Origin of the sequence: Hymenobacter plasmatis (assembly GCF_020711255.1) — a bacterium.
In the GTDB taxonomy this organism is placed as follows: Bacteria; Bacteroidota; Bacteroidia; order Cytophagales; family Hymenobacteraceae; genus Hymenobacter.
On sequence record NZ_JAJFAW010000010.1, the window covers coordinates 1 to 16,853 of the forward strand.

At 61.1% G+C, this 16,853-nt stretch carries 9 protein-coding genes; 3 read left to right on the forward strand and 6 right to left on the reverse strand.

From position 1 onward, the window contains the following. From LJ738_RS08985 to LJ738_RS09010, 6 genes are all read right to left on the reverse strand, one after another. Window positions 1-245: mannonate dehydratase (locus LJ738_RS08985; protein WP_227785999.1), on the reverse strand; the 245-nt coding region annotated here is incomplete at its 3' end. 43 nt (window positions 246-288) lie between these two features. Next, entirely contained in the window at window positions 289-1,173 is an 885-nt protein-coding gene (locus LJ738_RS08990; protein ID WP_227786000.1) for an SDR family oxidoreductase, read from the reverse strand. A gap of 6 nt (window positions 1,174-1,179) precedes the next feature. After that, a complete protein-coding gene (gene bglX, locus LJ738_RS08995) occupies window positions 1,180-3,432 on the reverse strand; it encodes a beta-glucosidase BglX (protein ID WP_227786001.1) in 2,253 nt (750 codons plus the stop codon). A gap of 396 nt (window positions 3,433-3,828) precedes the next feature. Next, window positions 3,829-5,682, reverse strand: coding sequence for a glycoside hydrolase family 2 protein (locus tag LJ738_RS09000; RefSeq protein ID WP_227786002.1), 1,854 nt, complete (start codon window positions 5,680-5,682; stop codon window positions 3,829-3,831). A gap of 240 nt (window positions 5,683-5,922) precedes the next feature. Next, on the reverse strand, window positions 5,923-7,503 hold the full coding sequence (locus LJ738_RS09005) for a RagB/SusD family nutrient uptake outer membrane protein (RefSeq protein WP_227786003.1): 1,581 nt from the start codon (window positions 7,501-7,503) through the stop codon (window positions 5,923-5,925). Between the two features lie 26 nt (window positions 7,504-7,529). Beyond that, window positions 7,530-10,562 carry a SusC/RagA family TonB-linked outer membrane protein gene (locus tag LJ738_RS09010; protein WP_227786004.1) on the reverse strand — a complete coding sequence of 1,011 codons (3,033 nt, stop codon included), beginning with the start codon at window positions 10,560-10,562 and terminating at the stop codon, window positions 7,530-7,532. Window positions 10,563-11,053: 491 nt separating this feature from the next. Here LJ738_RS09010 and LJ738_RS09015 point away from each other — a divergent pair, with 491 nt between their 5' ends. From LJ738_RS09015 to LJ738_RS09025, 3 genes are all read left to right on the forward strand, one after another. Further along, window positions 11,054-12,079: a LacI family DNA-binding transcriptional regulator gene (locus LJ738_RS09015; RefSeq protein ID WP_227786005.1), complete on the forward strand. Its 1,026-nt coding sequence runs from the start codon at window positions 11,054-11,056 to the stop codon at window positions 12,077-12,079. A gap of 309 nt (window positions 12,080-12,388) precedes the next feature. Beyond that, the gene (locus tag LJ738_RS09020) at window positions 12,389-14,314 is read left to right on the forward strand and encodes a cellulase family glycosylhydrolase (RefSeq protein WP_227786006.1); all 1,926 of its coding nucleotides are present in this window, start codon (window positions 12,389-12,391) and stop codon (window positions 14,312-14,314) included. Window positions 14,315-14,328: 14 nt separating this feature from the next. Then, the gene (locus LJ738_RS09025; RefSeq protein ID WP_227786007.1) at window positions 14,329-16,827 is read left to right on the forward strand and encodes a beta-glucosidase family protein; all 2,499 of its coding nucleotides are present in this window, start codon (window positions 14,329-14,331) and stop codon (window positions 16,825-16,827) included. Window positions 16,828-16,853: the final 26 nt, after the last annotated feature.

Consider the following 16,853-nt stretch of genomic DNA (forward strand, 5'->3'; position numbering starts at 1 on the left):
TGCTCGAACTGCCCGGTGCGGGTTTTGATGTGCTCGTGCACCGGCACGCTTTCCACCACGCTCCAGGCGAGGCCGGCTGCGGCTACCTCGGCCTGGCGCTTCTGGATTTCGGCCACGGGCCACACCTCCCCGTTTGGGATGTGGTGCAGGGCCGATACGACGTCGGTAGCACCGGCCTGGCGGATGTCCTGGAGGCTGACCGGGTCATTGGGGCCGTACCAGCGCCAGCTTTGGATAATGGGCATATTTTAAACGTTTAAACCGCCATGCAGAGCACACTCTACGTAATTACACGCCGCTGTAGGCGTTGAAGCCGCCGTCAACCATCACTGTTTCGCCGCTCACGAAGCGTGAGGCATCGCTGAGGAGGTAAATGAGGGTACCGGTGAGTTCCTCGGGCTTGCCGAAGCGCTGGAAGGGCGTGTGAGCAATAAACTTATGGGCACGCTCCGTGTGGCCGCCATCGGGGTTCACCAGCAGGCTGCGGTTTTGCTCGGTGAGGAACACGCCCGGCGCAATGGCGTTCATCCGCAGGGCGCCGCCGTAGCGCAGGCCCAGTTCCACGGCCATCCACTGGGTGTAAGCTTCCACGGCTTTCTTGGCCATGGTGTACCCCAGCACCCGCGTCAGGGGCCGCTGCGCAGTCAGCGACGACACGTTGACGATGCTACCTCTGCCCTTTTCGGCCATCACCCGGCCGAACACAGTGGTCGGTATTACAGTGCCGAACAAGTTGAGGTCGACGGCACCGCGGGTTTGCTCGATGCTGAAGTCGAACAGGTCCTGGTCGGGACCCACGGTAGCGCCGGGCATGTTGCCTCCGGCAGCGTTCACCAGCCCGTCGATGGTACCCCACGCGCTGAGGACTTTATCGCAGGCCGCCTGCATCTGGTCCTGGTCGAGCACGTCAGCCAGCACCGCCATGGCCTCACCCCCGGTGGCTTCAATGGCATCAACACGGGCCCGGGCTCGGGCATCGTTGCGGCCGAGGACCACCACGCGGGCCCCGGCTTCGGCCACGGCGAGCGACATGCTCTCGCCTAGTACTCCGGTGGCACCAGTAATGACGATGACCCGGCCGCGTAGGGAAAACTGGTCGAGGGCCGGCAGGTAACGCGGCGCAGCTACGGGCGCACTAGGAGAATGTGTTGGGGTAGATAGGTCCAGATTCATAGTTAATTAAGGCAGTAGTTCGAATTTGCTTTCCAGCCGAATATCATTTGAGGCGCTGCCAATCATTAGCTTGAACTCGCCGGGCTCGGCACCCCACTCCAGCTGCTGGTTGTAGAAGGCAAGTTTGTCGCGGTCGATAGTAAAGGCCACGGCTTTGCTTTCGCCAGCCTGCAGATGCACTTTTTTGAAGTCCTTGAGTTCCTGTAATGGCCGCACCACCGACGCCACCATATCCCGCAAGTAGAGTTGCACCACCTCTTCGCCGGCCACCTTGCCCGTGTTGGTGAGCCTGAGCTGCACCTGCACGTTTTCGGCGGCAGTGAGCTGCGAGCGGCTGAGCTTTAAATCCGAATACTTGAAAGTGGTGTAGCTCAGGCCGTGGCCGAAGGCGAAGCGCGGCGTGTTAGCTCCGTCGATGTAAGCCGATTTGTAGGTGGCATCGCCGGGCTTGGTGATGGGGCGGCCCGTGTTGTACTGCTGGTTATAGGCGATGGGAATCTGGCCTACGGCGCGAGGGAAGGACATGGGCAGCTTGCCAGCGGGGTTGTAGTCGCCGTAGAGCACGTTAGCCAGGGCGTTGCCGCCCTCTGAGCCTGGCCACCAGCCGTATAGAATAGCGTCGGCCTGGTCAGAAATGGCATTGAAAATCAGGGGTCGCCCGCCCAACACGACTACCACAATAGGCTTACCGGTAGCCTTAAGGGCCTGGAAAAGCTCCTCCTGCACGCCGGGCAGATGGATATCAGACCGCGACTTGGCCTCGCCGCTCATGTTCCAGGTTTCGCCCACGGCCAGTACTACCACTTCGGCATTTTTGGCGGTTTCCACGGCCTGGGCGAAGCCAGCGCGGGAGTCGCCGGTTACGTCGCAGCCCTTAGCATAGCGCAGCTGGGTTTTGCTGCCCACTTTTCGGGTCAGGCCTTCCAGTAGGGACACGGTCAGTGTGGTGTCGGAGGCCACCGACCAGCTACCATCGAGGTCGCGCTTGGCTCTCACCAATGGGCCGATGACGGCCACGCTGTGCAGCTGCCGGCTCAGGGGCAGCACGGCTTTTTCGTTCTTGAGCAGCACCATCGACTTTTCAGCCATCTGGCGGGCGGCCACGCGGCTTTGCGGGTCGTTCAGCACCTGCTTCTCACGCTTCTCGTTCGAGAATTTGTAGGGGTCGTCAAAAAGGCCCAGCTCGAATTTCTTGCGTAGCACCCGGCGCACGGCATCATCTACCAGAGCTATGTCAACCTTGCCGGCTTTCACCAGCTCGCCGAGGTGGTTGTGGTAGGCATCGCTCTCCATGTCCATATCGCTGCCGGCCGTAATAGCTTTTTGGGCTGCGTCGGCCTTGTCTTTGGCGTATCCCCACGGCACCTGCTCGGCAATGGAGCCCCAGTCGGAAACCACGAAGCCCTGGTAATTCCACTTGCCCTTGAGAATGTCGCGCTGCAGGTAGCGGTTACCCGTAGCGGGCACACCGTTCAGGGCGTTGAAGGAATTCATAAAGGTAGCCGCGCCAGCATCGAGTGCTGCTTTGAAGGGCGGCAGGTACACCTCCCACAGTTGCTGGGGGCTCAGGTCGACGGCGTTGTAGTCGCGGCCGGCAATGGCGGCGCCGTAGGCAGCAAAGTGCTTGGCACAGGCCAGCACGGCATCGGTGCCGCCCAGCTTTTCGCCCTGAAAGCCCAGCACCCGGGCCCGGGCAATCTGGGAGCCCAGGTAAGGGTCTTCGCCGGCCCCTTCCATCACGCGGCCCCAGCGCGGGTCACGGGCAACGTCGACCATGGGCGCAAACGTCCAGTGCACGCCAGAGGCCGCCGCCTCTCGGGCCGCCAGGTGCGCCGCTTGCCGTATGGCGTCCAAATCCCAGGAGGCCGCCTCGGCCAGCGGAATCGGGAACACCGTCTTGTAGCCGTGAATGACGTCGAGGCCGAACAGCAGCGGAATTTTCAGGCGCGACGCCATGGCCACAGTCTGTACTTCGCGGGTGTCTTTAACGCCTTTCACGTTCAGCACCGAGCCTGCTGTGCCCTCGCGGATGCTGTTGAGCAGCGTGGTTTTGCGGATACTGGCCGGCCCGGTTAGCTGGCTGCCGGTGTACTGCGTCAGCTGGCCCACTTTCTCTTCTAATGTCATCTGGGCCAGCAGGCCACTGATACGTTGCTCAATACTGGCGGTATCGGCTACATGCTTCTGGGCATGACTCGGGAAGCTGACAAAGCCCAGCAGGGCAATGACTAAAGTAGATTTATAAACAGAAAAACGCATTGATTTTAGCTTGGGATGGATTGCGGTGTGGGGCCACCCGGAACGGGAGGCAACTCACTGGCGGCCACTGGTAGCTCGCCCGGTCCGGTGCTTTCTGCATTCACTCACAAAATGCAGAGCGTATTTCCGGCTAAGCAAGCGCCCTCCCCCATTTCCCATTGGGGGTGGCCGCCAGGAAAGCTCCACAAGCCAGGGCGGGTGCCCAGGCCTTGCCACCCGTGGCCATGGTGGCACGTGCAAAGGGCCACAGCGGGTGGACGGATTGTTATTCAACAGCCTGCACGTTTGCTACTGCTCCGGGCGCTGAGCTTCCTGGTACGTGGAAGGTCATAGCGGTTAAAATCGGGGCTTCTCTAGGTACTCAGGCGCTGGTTTTTGCTATATGTAGCCGTAGCTTTATCTATGTTCGTACTTTTGAGCCATCTGCCGATAGTAATCCTGTAGCACGAAGAAGGCTTTTTTCTTCTGGCCGGTGCTCGAAATGAGGCCCTTGCGGTTGAATCCGTTCTGGTACACGGGATGCTGGCGGCGGGTGGCGCGGAAGTCGGTCAGAATCCAGGGTGTCATACCGCGCAGGCCGCTGATGCCGCTGAGCATCTTGAGCTGGTTCTGGTACAGCGCCTCCTGGTACTCCTCGCTCCAGCGGGTGTCAGCGTCGCCGTGGTAGCCGGCCAGCGCATCTCCCCCAAACTCGCTGATGACCACCGGCTTGTTGTACTTGATAGTGAACTTGTAGTTGAGCAGGTCGCTCAGCTTGTCGCCCCAATACCACCCGGCATACTCGTTGAAGCTGGTCAGGTCGAGCTCGGCGCCAAGGGCGTCGTCCACTAGTACATTGGGGCCGTCGCGGTGCAACTCCAAAGCCGCCGACACCAGCCGGGTGTCGTCGAGGGCGCGGGCTTTGCGTACCAGGCTGGTCATGAACTTCAGGCGGGCGTCGCCTGGCGGCGTTTCGTTGCCCACTGACCATACCACAATGCTGGCGCGGTTTTTCCCCATGTTGACGAGGTCAGAGAGCTGGGCTTCGGCGTTCTGGTAAGTGGCGGGGTTTTCCCAGGCAATGGTCCAGTACACGGGCACTTCGGCCCACACCAGCAGGCCCATTTCGTCGGCCAGCCGCATCATGGTTTCGGGGTGGGGGTAGTGGGCCAGGCGCACGTAGTTGCAGCCCAGCTCCTTGGCCCAGGTGAGCAGCATGCGCTGGTCGCCCTCGCCGCGGGTGCGGCCGGGGATGAGCGGGTTTTCGTCGTGAATGGAAATGCCGCGCATGAAAATGGGCTTGCCGTTCAGTAGAATGTCCTGGCCCCGCGTCTGAATGGTGCGGAAGCCGATACGGTCCTGCACGGCATCGGGGCCGCTGCTCAGGCGCACGGCGTAGAGCCTGGGGCTCTGCGGCGACCACAACTGTAGCTTTTTGGCGGGCAGGCTGAAGGTGGCGCGGCCGTTGGCGTCGGTCTTCAGCGTTTGCCTGATGCCGGCTTCGGCGATGTTCAGGGTCACGGCCTGGCCGCCTTTGCCCTCGCCGCTGAGCTGCACGTAGCCGGCCAGCTTGCCGGGGTCGTTTTTGGCCAGCTGCACCTGGTAGTCGGCGATGTATGTGGCCGGTGTTTCGGCGATGTACACGTCGCGGGTGATGCCGCCGTAGTTCCACCAGTCGGTGTTGATGGTGGGCACGGCCTCGGCGTGGCGGGTGTTGTCGGCCTTCACGATGACGAAGTTGTCACCGGTAGTGCTCAGTCGGTCGGTGATGTCAAACTGAATGGGCGTGAAGCCGCCCCGGTGCATGCCCAGTTTCTTGCCGTTCAGGTACACGTGGGCTTCGTAGTTCACGGCCCCGAAGTACAGGAAGTAGCGTTTGCCGGCCTGGGGCTTCAGCGAAAAGCTCTTTTTGAACCATATGGTGCCTTCGTAGTACAGCAGCTTGGGGTCCTGCGAGTTCCAGTCGCCGGGAATCTGCATCACCGCCGATTTATCAAAGTCGTACTCAATCAGCTCTGGCTCCTTGGGCGAGCTGGGCTTCTGGTTGTCATAGTAGCCGCCCTTGCCCGAGGGAGACTGGTCGAAGGCCATTCGACGGTAGTCGTAAAAGCCGGTTTCGTAGGGGTCGAGAATGTAGTTCCAGCTGCCGTTGAGGCTGAGCAGGCGGCGGCCGGGAGCATTTTGAAGAAGGGTAGGCTGAGCGTAGCCGGGCAGGTAAAGGGCGAGCAACAGCAGCGCCATCAGCAGCCTCAACAGGGTTCGGTTGGTCATCAAGGGAGATAGCTGGGCAGCGGGAATGGCGAAATGGAAATCAACAGCGGCCAGCCCTTGCAGAGGCCGGCCGGCGCGAGGGTAGAGTTTTCCATTTCACCAACCCACCAGCAGGATAAATGGGTGTTCGATTTTGAATAAGCTTACCATATAGACCGTCCTGCTCGGCGGCAGCGATGCGTCGGCTCCGCGCGGCAGGACGGTCATATTTTACTGCTCTGGCTACCCGGTCTATACCGGTTAGTACCCTGGGTTCTGCGTCAGCCCGCCGCCTACGTTCCGGTCGATTTCCGACTGCGGAATGGGCAGCAGCAGGTTTTCGGGGCGCAAGCCGGTGATGGAGCTGCCGTTCAGGCGCGTCACACGGTCGATGAGGGTGCCGGTGCGCACTAGAGTTATGCGGCGGTTTTCTTCGCCGATGAGCTCGCGGGCGCGCTCGTCGAGAATGAAGTTCAGGTCAATGTTGGCGGCCGTAACCTGAGCAGCCTGGGCGCGGGTGCGCAGCACGTTGATGCTAGTGGCGGCACCTGCCGTGTTGCCCTGCTTGAGCTGCGCCTCGGCCAGCAGCAGGTAGGTTTCGCCCAGGCGCATCATCGGCAGGTCCTTCACCGTGGCCAGGCCAAACTCGTCGACGGGGTTGTACATGTTCCACTTGGTGATGTAGGGGGTGATGCGGACGCTGGTATCCGAGCCGGTCACTATCACGCGTTTGCCATACAGGGCGGGCTTGCTGGGGTCGTTGTAGTAGAACTTGCGCTTCAGGTTGTACTTCGAGTTGCGCATGTCGGCGGCGGCATACAGACGGTAGTCCACCCACTGGCTGAGACGCATACGGCCAATGCCCCGGCCACCGAGCGAGTCGGCGATGAGCATGCCCGTGATGTTGTAGTAGCCCGGCACCCACATGCGGCGCTGCTGGCCGCCGTTGCCGTTTTGGCCACCGGGGACGTTCAGCTGCTGCTCAATGCCCCAGATGATTTCGGTGTTGCCCTGGTTGCGGCGCTGGTTGCCGATGATGAACATATCGGAGTAGTAGTCGCCCGGGGCGCTGGCTCGTACGCCAAAGCGGGCCGTGATGAGCTTATACTGGTTGCTGGTCAGGATGGCCTGGCACTGCTGCTCGGCCAGGTTGGCCTGGTTGGTGCGCAGGTACACCTCAGCCAGCAGCTGGCGGGCAGCACCCTGCGTTATGCGGCCCGATGCCGCTTTATTGGCCAGAAATAGATTAGGGATGGCCGTCGTCAGGTCGTTGATGATGGCCGTGTTAACCTCTGCCACCGGCGCGCGGGTAAAGTCGGTGCGCGGTGTGGCTATCGGCTCCAGCACCAGGGGCACGGCACCGTAGAGCGTGGTGAGGAAGTTGTAGGCGTAGGCCCGGTAGAAGCGGGCTTCGGCAGTGATGCGATTTTTGTAGCCTTGGCGCAGCGAGGATGGCGCATTCGCCGCGGCTTGGATGAGGATGTTGGCGTTGTTGATGATGCGGTACGCCGCCGTCCAGTAAAAGGCAGCGCCGCCGTCCTGCGACTGCAGCTTCTCGTAGTTGTAGTAAGGCACTTCCACGCCCTGGGGCATGGCCGGGCTCACGGCATCGGTGCCCACCTGCATCACGCCTAGCAGGCCCTGGGGCTCGGTGGTAGTGTACATGTCGCGCACCACGGCCTGCAGGCCGGTCATGCCGGCCTCAAAGCCCAGGGAGTCAACCAGCGTGGTCTGGGGAGTGTAGAGCGACTGCGGGTTTTCGTCGAGGAAGTCTTTTTTACAGGAGCTAAGGCCCTGGGCCAGGCCCAGAAGGGCAGCGGCGCTGAATAGTATCCGTTTCATTGAAATTGAAAGAGCAGTGGTGGGAATTAACGCAGGCCTAGGTTGACGCCGAAGACGAAGGAGGCCACGTTGGGGAAGTTGGGCTCAGCAAATTGCCCTTCGGTGTTGCCGGCGCCGTAGCCCTGGCCGTAGTTCTGCTCGGGGTCGTAGCCAATCCACTTCTTCCAGGTGTAGATGTTGCGCCCGCTTACGTACACCGAGAGGCTGCCCAGCTTGGCTCGGTCGAGCAGGGCCGTGGGGAAGGCGTAGCTCAACGTCACGTCCTTGAGCCGGGTGTAGCTAGCGTCGGAGGGGTAGCCGTAGCCGCGCGTGTTGGTGTAGATGAGCGAGGGCCGGTCGTTGCTCCGGTTTTCGGCCGTCCAATAGCCGATGTTGGCCGGCTGGTTGATTTTCCAGGCGAAATCGCCCCGGTTCAGAAGGTCGTTGTTTTTGAGGATGCCCTGGGCCGTCTGCACGAATACCCGCAGGCTCAGGCCTTTGTAGGTGAACGTGTTGGTGAGGCCGGCTGTGTAGTCGGGCAGCGTGGAGCCCAGGTACTTTCGGTCAGAGGCGTCAATTTTATGGTCGCCGTTCTGGTCCACAAACTTTAGGTCGCCGGGCTTGGCGCTGGGGTCCTGGCCCGAGGCATCTTCGCCTACTTGCCACACGCCCGCCAACTCGTAGTCGTAGATGGCACCCAGCGGCTTGCCAATGAAGCGCTTACTGCCAATGTCATCGCCGTTCCCCAGCAGCGCCAGCACCCGGTTGCGGTTGGCCGAGATGTTGAAGCTCGTTTCCCAGGTGAAGTCCTTTTGCTGGATGTTCACTGTGTTCAGGGTGGCCTCAATGCCCTTGTTGTTCACCGAGCCAATGTTGTCGAGGATGCTGCCGTAGCCCGTGATGGTGGGCAGCGAGCGCGCCAGCAGCAGGTCTTTGGTAGTAGCGTCGTAGTACTCCAGCGTGCCGCCGATGCGGTTCTTCAGTATGCCAAAGTCGAGGGCAATGTTGCTGCTGGTGGTGCTTTCCCATTTCAAATTGCTGTTGCCCAGGTTGCCGGCCCGCAGGCCCACCGTGGTCACACCACCGGACACGTAATTCACTAGGCCCTGGCCCGTGATGGTCTGATAGGGGTTGATGCCCTCGTTGCCGGTGAGGCCGTAGGAGAGACGCAGCTTGAGCAGGCTCAGGATGCTGTTATCTCTCAGGAAAGCTTCATTTGTGATATTCCAGCCCAGGGCCACCGAGGGGAAGGTCGCGTACTTGTTGGTGCCGGCGCCAAACACCGTGGAGCCGTCGCGGCGGGCGGTGAGGGTGAGCAGGTAGCGGCTGTCGTAAGAGTAGTTCAGGCGGCCCATTTGCGAGAGCAGTGCCCGGCGCTCGTCGTAGGAGCTGATGGTAGCCGGAATGCTGCCCGACCCGATGTTATTGTAGCCCGTGCCGTCGTTGATGTAGCCGCTGCCGTTTTCGGTGGTCGTGATGAATGTGTTTTCCTGGGCGCTGTACAGGGCCGTCAGGTCGAAGTGGTGCTTGCCGAAATCCTTGTTATAGGTCAGGATGTTTTCAAGCGTGTAGTTCCGGCGCAGGTCGTTGGTGATGGACGCGGCCCCGTTGTTGTTGTTGTCCAGGCGCCCGCGGTAGCTGGCATTGTAGTAGGGCCGGTTCGAGTAGTTGCCGTTTAGTCGGTAGGTCAGTCCTTCCACAAACGTGGGCCGCACTTCGAGGTAGGCCGTGCCCACCAGCTGGTTATTGCGGTTGACGCGCTTCTGGGTCAGGTCAATCAGCGGGCTCACGAAGTTGCGTTCCGGATACTCGGGGAAGATGTTGTAGGTGCCGTCGGGGTTGTACACCTGCCCGTAGGGGCTGGAGGCCAGCGCTAGCGACAGGCTGGCGCGCCCGCCGTCGTCGTTGGAGTTGGAGTAGAACGCCGAGGTGCCAATGCGCAGCCAGTTGGTCACGTTGGCGTCCAGGTTCGAGCGGAAGTTTACCCGCTGAAACTGAAAGCCCTTCACGGCCCCCTGCTGCTTGAAGTAGTCCCCCGAGATGTAGTACTTCACGTCGTTGGTGCCGCCCGACACCGACACGTTGTGGTCCTGGATGTAGCCCTGCTGCGACACTTCCTTAATCCAGTCGGTGGTGATGCCGGCGTTGTAGTTGGGCAGCTCGGAGGAGTACGGCGTCGTCTGGGGCGTGATTTTGGCCTGCACGGTGTATGCCTTGTACTTGGCCAGGTATTCCTCACCGCTCATGGGCGTGAGGGTGTTTACCATGTATTCGGGGCCGCCGTAGCCGTTGTAGCGCACCTGAGGCTTGCCGGTTTTGCCGCGCTTGGTGGTTACCAGAATAACGCCGTTGGAGCCGCGCGTGCCGTAAATGGCCGTGGCCGAGGCATCCTTCAGAATTTCAATCGAGGCAATGTCGTTCGGGCTGATGTCGTTCAGGTTGCCCGGAAACAAGGGCACCCCGTCCAGCACGATGTATGGGTCGGCGCTGGCCGTAATCGAGCGCACCCCGCGAATACGGATATTGGGCTGCGAGCCCGGTACGCTGGAACCCGACGTAACCGTGACGCCCGCCACCGCGCCTTGAATGGCCGACGCGACGTTGGCCACGGGCAGCCGCTCAAGCCGGTCCTGCGGCACCGACGTCACCGAGCCGGTCACATCCTGGCGCTTTTGGGTACCATAGCCCACTACCACCACCTCGTCCAAGGCCTTGGTATCGGTGGCCAGCACCAAGTCAATTGTGGTATTCGCCCCCGTTACGGTGCGCTCCTGGCTGACAAAACCCACCGAGCTAAACACCAGGGTGGCATTTTCAGGTACGTTAAGCGAAAAGCGGCCGTCGGGGGTGGTGCTAGTGCCGTTGGTAGTACCTTTTTGCAGCACGGTCACCCCGGGCAAGCCCTCGCCGTTGGCCTGCGTCACGCGGCCGGTCACGGGAACATCAGCCGCGTGGCGGGCCAGGAAGGGTGCTGCCGATGCCGCGCGGGCTGCTAAACCAGGGCTCAGGCTTAGCGCCGGCAACAGGAGCAGTGGCCCCGCAACCCGTCGAAATGCGGAAAAGTGTAATTGACAATTCATATGCTTGGGGGAATTTTGGGAATACTATGGAAGGTTCTGTTGGCAGTAGAAAAACGGCAGGGTAGCTGCCCACCACGCTTTTACTAACCTCAAAAAGCAGAAAAATTTATTGCACTCAGCCCCCTACTTGGCATGACTCACCAGCTGCTTTTAGGCGAGCCGTCGACAGAAAAACCTCGAGTGCCTCCGTGCATTAGGGTTCTGTTTTCTTTTCTCATTTGGGCACCGCTAAGTACTGGACATTAACTTGTGGTTTAATACTGTAAAGTGCGTTTTATCTACGTAAACGTTTGCGGAAAATGAAGTCAATTATTGCCCTTGTAGGTGCGCCCGCTATATGCTTTCTAACAGCTGTAGCAGTTACTACTTGGCCCTCTTTGAGTTTCCCTATGCCTGATTGGCTAAATTGTTAATCAGGACGAAAGTCATTTCGCATGATTTTCCTATTACCATTGTTTCCCATACTTTTTCTGCTCCGCTAATTCTCCGTAATGCCCCCCGTCAACCTAAAGCGCCTGGCCCAGGAGTTGAATCTGTCCATCGCCTCAGTTTCGCGTGCCTTGCAGGACAGCCACGAGGTTTCCTCCCAAACTAAGGAGCGGGTGCGTGCCCTGGCCACCGCGCTTAACTACCAGCCTCATGCCTACGCCAGCAGCCTGCGCCGCAACCTTAGCAAGACCATAGGCGTGGTTATTCCCAAGGTGGCGAACCACTTTTTTGCCCTGGCCATCAACGGCATCGAGGAAGTCGCACGCCAAAGCGGCTTCCAGGTCCTCATTAGCCTTACCCACGACGACTATGCCCGGGAGGTTTCCATTATCCAGCACATGAAAGGCGGGCGGGTTGACGGCCTGCTAATGTCGGTCGCCAGCGGTACCGAGGATTTTGCCCACATCAAAAGCCTGCGCGAAAGCAACATTCCCATAGTGTTTTTTGACCGGGTATGCGCCGAGGTGTCCACGGCCAAAGTCACCACCAACGACTATGAAAGCGCTTTTCAGGCCACTGAGCACCTCATCCAGGCGGGCTGTCGGCGCATTGCCCACCTGCTCATTTCCAACAACCTGTCCATTGGCCAATTTCGCCAGCAGGGCTACCGCGACGCCCTGCTGGCCCATGGCTGCGATGTTGACCCCACCCTCATCCTGCACGGCGTGATGGACAACGAGCAGAACGTGGCACTCATCCGTGACTTGCTGCTGCGCAGGCCCGACATCGACGGCGTGTTTGCGTCCGTCGAGCGGCTGGCCATCAGCACCTACCGCGTGTGCAAGGAGCTAGGGCGGACTATTCCTGATGACATCAAGGTCATTGGCTTCTCCAACCTCGAGGCCGCCTCAATGCTCGACCCGCCGCTGTCGACCGTCACCCAGCCGGCTTACGACATTGGGCGCGAAGCCGCCAAAATTCTGCTCCGCGCCTTGGAGAAGAAGAAGGCCATCCTACCCAGCCAAAGCCAAGTGCTGAAATCGGAGCTGTTTCAGCGCCAGTCCACGGCTGCGGCGCCGGCCCGCTAAGATTTGGCGCGAAAAGCGGAAAGAATTTCTTAATTATCTACGAAAACGTTTACGGCGTTGCGAGCACATCGTAAGGGGGGTTCACCAGCAGGAAAAAGCCGCTTTAAGGCTTTCAAAAGGCGTTGTACTAAGTGCAGGCGTTCGGGTAACACCCCAAAACGGCTGTAACTAGTGGGCCCAATTAGCTCCTTGCCACAAGCCAGCATTCCAGCAGTTGAGGCGAATAGCAGGAAGGCCGTCATCCGGCTCCGCGCCTTTTCGCGCCTGTGGAATTTATGGCCCGGCAGGGAAATCTACTTATCCCGCCTGATGAAGGTTCGTACCAAACCCACCCCATGCCGGCGCCGCAGCCGGCGCGCCAGCACGCATTTTATCTTGGCCCTGTTAAGCCTACTGGCGCTGCTCCCGCGCTGGGGGGCTGCACAGCAGTTGCCCATGTTGCAGGCCAAAGGAGTTCAAATAGTGGACGCCCACGGCAAAGCTATGCTGCTGCGCGGCTGCAACGTGGGCGGCTGGCTGCTGCAGGAGAGCTACATCATCAAAACCGACACGCTGGGCTCGCAGGGGCGCATCAAGCGGGGATTGCTACGCACCATGCCCGAAGCCGAGATGGAGGAGTTTTACCGAAAGTATCGCGCCGGTTACGTGACGAAGGCCGATATTGACTTTATGGGTGCGCAGGGCTTCAACTGCGTGCGCCTGCCGTTTCACTACGACCTGTTTCTGACCGCAGCGCAGCGCAGCGCCCGCACCAAGGCCCTGCGCGACCCAAGCCAGACTGATGCCTACGTGCAGTCGCTCAGCACCTGGTATGATGCCAACGAGCTTTTTGCCGATTCCCAAACCCTTGACGGATTTCGCCTGATTGACCAGGTGCTGAGCTGGTGCGCGGCCAATAAAATGTACGTCATCCTGGACCTGCACGCCGCGCCCGGCGGCCAGGGCACCGACCCCAACATCAACGACAACCTGCTGCCCCTGGACCTGTGGAAGCGCCACGACGCCAAGGGCCGGCTTATTTACCAGGACATCACCGTGAGGCTGTGGGAAAAGCTCTCGGCCCGCTACCGCACTGATGGCCGGGTGGCGATGTACGACTTCATCAACGAGCCGCACAACCTGAACGTCGAGCATGACCTGTCGGCCGACAACACCGAGCTGCACGGGCTGTACGCCCGGCTTATCGCGGCCGTGCGGGCCCAGAACGACCAGCACTTGCTGCTGCTGGAGGGCAACGGCTACGGCAACGAATACACCCACCTCACCCCCGACCAGTTTCCCGCCTCCAGCCGTGCCAACCTGGTGTACAATGGCCACCGCTACTGGTGCACCAACAATCCGAAAGCCACCGACCTCAATCCTAACCAAGTCAACCTCATTGCCAACCTGGCCGCTTTTCGCGACCGGTGGCGGGTACCGGTATGGGTTGGCGAAACCGGGGAGAACTCCAACGAATGGTTCCGGGCGGCCCGGCAGGGGCTGGAGGCCCAGGGCATCGGGTGGTGCCACTGGACGCTTAAGCGCGTGGACGGCCGCACCAGCCTGCTCAACGCCCGGCCTTACGGCAGCATCCTCACGCCCGAGGGCCGCGCCCGGCTGCTGCTCAACGTGGCCTTCGCCAACTGCCAGCCCAACCGCGACGTGCTTGCTGCCCTCACGCAGCCCGTACTGGCGCACGCACCTTTCAAAGTCTTGCGCCTGCCGGGCACTGTGCCGCTGGCCGACTACGATCTGGGCCGCGCTGGCACCGCGTACCAGGACAGCTATTCGGAACGCACCGATTTCCACAACCACACCCCCATCAACGAAGGCGGTGTGTACCGCAACGACGGTGTAGACCTTGACTCCATCACCGATAGCGGCACCCGCGGGGTAGCTGTGGGGCACCTGGCCGCCGGCGAGTGGCTCAACTACACCCTCACCGTAGCCCAGGCCGGCGCCTACAAAGTGCAGCTGCGGGCCGCCAACGGCAGCGCCACCGCCGCCAAGCTGCTGCTGAAGCTGGACGGGGCCGCTGTTGCCACGCTAGCAGTGCCCGGCACGGGCGGCCCTAACAAGTGGGATACTTTTTCTACCAGCGCCTCCTTGCCCGCCGGCCGACACACCGTGCAGTTGTACGTCGAGCAGCCCGCCGCCGAGCTGGCTTGGCTGCGCTTCACCCCCGTGGCCAAAGCTCCGGCATCGCGAAAGCCGGCCGCAACTCAAAAAGCCCAATCGGGGGCGTCTTCCAAGTAAACAACCCAGCGTTCATGCTATTCTTTTCATATGCGGGAAGCCGCTGGCTGGCGGTTGCGGCCGGGCTACTGTTTGCTATTCCAGCTGCAGCGCAGGTTTATAAGAACCCTAAGGCCCCGGTTGAGGAGCGGGTGAAGGCGCTGCTGGCCGATATGACACTGGCCGAAAAGCTGGATTACATCGGTGGCTACAAGTACTTTTCCATTCGGGGCATCGAGCGGCTTGGGCTGCCTGAAATTCTGCTCAGCGATGGGCCCGTGGGTGTTCGCGGCGAAGGCAAGTCCACAGCATACCCGGCCTCCGTGCTCACGGCTGCTTCCTGGGATACGGCCGCGGCGCACGCGCTGGGCCGGGCCCTGGGGCAGGATGCGAAGGCGCGTGGGGTGCACGTGCTGCTGGGGCCGGGTGTGAACATCTACCGGGCGCCCATGAACGGCCGCAACTTCGAGTACCTGGGCGAAGACCCCTACCTGGCGGGTCAAATGGCTGTGAGCTACATCAAGGGGGTGCAGAGCCAGGGCGTGGTGGCCACGGTGAAGCACTTTGCCGGCAACAACCAGGAGTGGGACCGCAACCGCGTCAGCTCCGACATTGACGAGCGCACCCTGCAGGAAATCTACTTGCCCGCCTTCCGGGCGGCCGTGCAGCAGGGCCACGTGGGCGCCGTCATGAACAGCTACAACCTGGTGAACGGTGTGCACGCCACCCAGAACGCCCACCTCAACAACGACATCCTGAAAGGCCGGTGGGGCTTCGACGGCATCCTTATGTCGGACTGGGTGGCGACCTACGACGGCGTGGCCGCCGCCAAAGCCGGCCTCGACCTGGAGATGCCTTCCGCGGCCTTCATGAACAGCAAAAACCTGCTGCCCGCCCTGCAAGCCGGCACGTTGTCGGAAGAAGTCATCAACGACAAGGTGCGCCGCATTCTGCGCATCATCTTCCGGTACGGCTTCTACGACCGGCCGCAGCTGGACCGAACCATTCCAGCCGACAACCCAGCTACGGCGGCCGTAGCACTAAACCTGGCGCGGGGAGGCATCGTGCTACTGAAAAACGAGCAGGACATCCTGCCCCTCAACAGTTCGGTGAAATCGGTGGCCCTCATTGGCCCAAATGCGAAAAGCTACGCGGCCGGCGGTGGTAGCTCGCTGGTGCCGCCTTTTCATTCCGTGTCGCTGTTGCAGGGCCTGCAGGCGCTGGCGCCGGGCCTGAAGGTGAGCTACACGGCCGGTACCCTGCCCCCGCTGGAAGAACTGGCGGAAAAAACGCCGTTTTATGCCGCTGCAGGGTCGCAGGTGGCGGGCCTCAAAGCAGAGTATTTCACCAACCAAAACCTGGAAGGTGCCCCCGCCGCCACGCGCAACGAGGCCGTCATCAATCATGTGTGGCCAGCGGCGCCCGATGTGGCGGGCCTGCCGGCGGACCATTTCGCAGCCCGCTACACCGGGGTTGTGCGCCCCACCAACGCCGGCCTCTACAAGTTCGCGGTGAAAAGCGACGACGGCGTCCGCCTATTCGTCGACGGCAAGCTGGTCATCGACAACTGGCACAACCAGGGCCCTACCCTGCGCAGTGTGGCCCTGCCGCTGGAAGCCGGCCAGGAGCACCCCATCAAGCTGGAATACTACGAAAACGGCGGCGGCGCCCAGGTAACGCTAGGCTGCTACGTAGAGGTACTGGACTTCACGGAGGCGACGCGCGCAGCCACCGCGGCCCAGGTGGCAGTGGTGGCGGTGGGCTTCGACAATACCTCTGAAGGCGAGGGCTCGGACCGCACATTTTCCCTGCCGGAACACCAGGTGGAGCTCATTAACGCCGTGGCCAAGGCCAACCCCAACACCGTAGTGGTGCTCAACGCTGGCGGCAACGTGGACATGACCAACTGGCTGCCGGCCACTAAAGCCTTGGTGCAGGCCTGGTATCCCGGCCAAGAGGGCGGCACGGCCCTGGCCGAAATCCTCCTGGGCAAAATCAACCCCAGCGGTAAGCTGCCAGCCAGCTTCGAGCGCCAGTGGGCCGACAACCCCACGCACGACAACTACTACGACCCCGACGGCGACAAGCGAGTGGCCTACAAAGAAGGCCTCAACGTGGGCTACCGCTACTACGACCAGAGCAAGGTGAAGCCGCAATTCTCCTTCGGGTTTGGCCTGTCATACACCACATTTGGGTACTCCAACCTGAAAGTGGTAAGCAAGGGCAAGGGCGGAGCCACGGTCAGCTTCACCATTACTAATACAGGCAAAGCCGACGGCGCCGAAGTGGCGCAGGTGTACGTGCATCAGGCCAAGAGTCCCGTAGCCCGGCCCTTGAAAGAGCTGAAAGGCTTCACCAAAGTATTCCTCAAAAAAGGCGAGGCGCGCACCGTGACGGTGCCGCTGGACGCGGCGGCTTTTTCCTATTTCAAAACCGCCAAAAATGTCTTCGGCTACGACCCCGGCAGCTTTGATGTTCTGGTGGGCTCGTCGTCGGCTCTCATCAAGCTCAAGGCCTCAGTCCAGGTAAAATAGCCTGTCTGCGCGCCGCTTCATTCTGA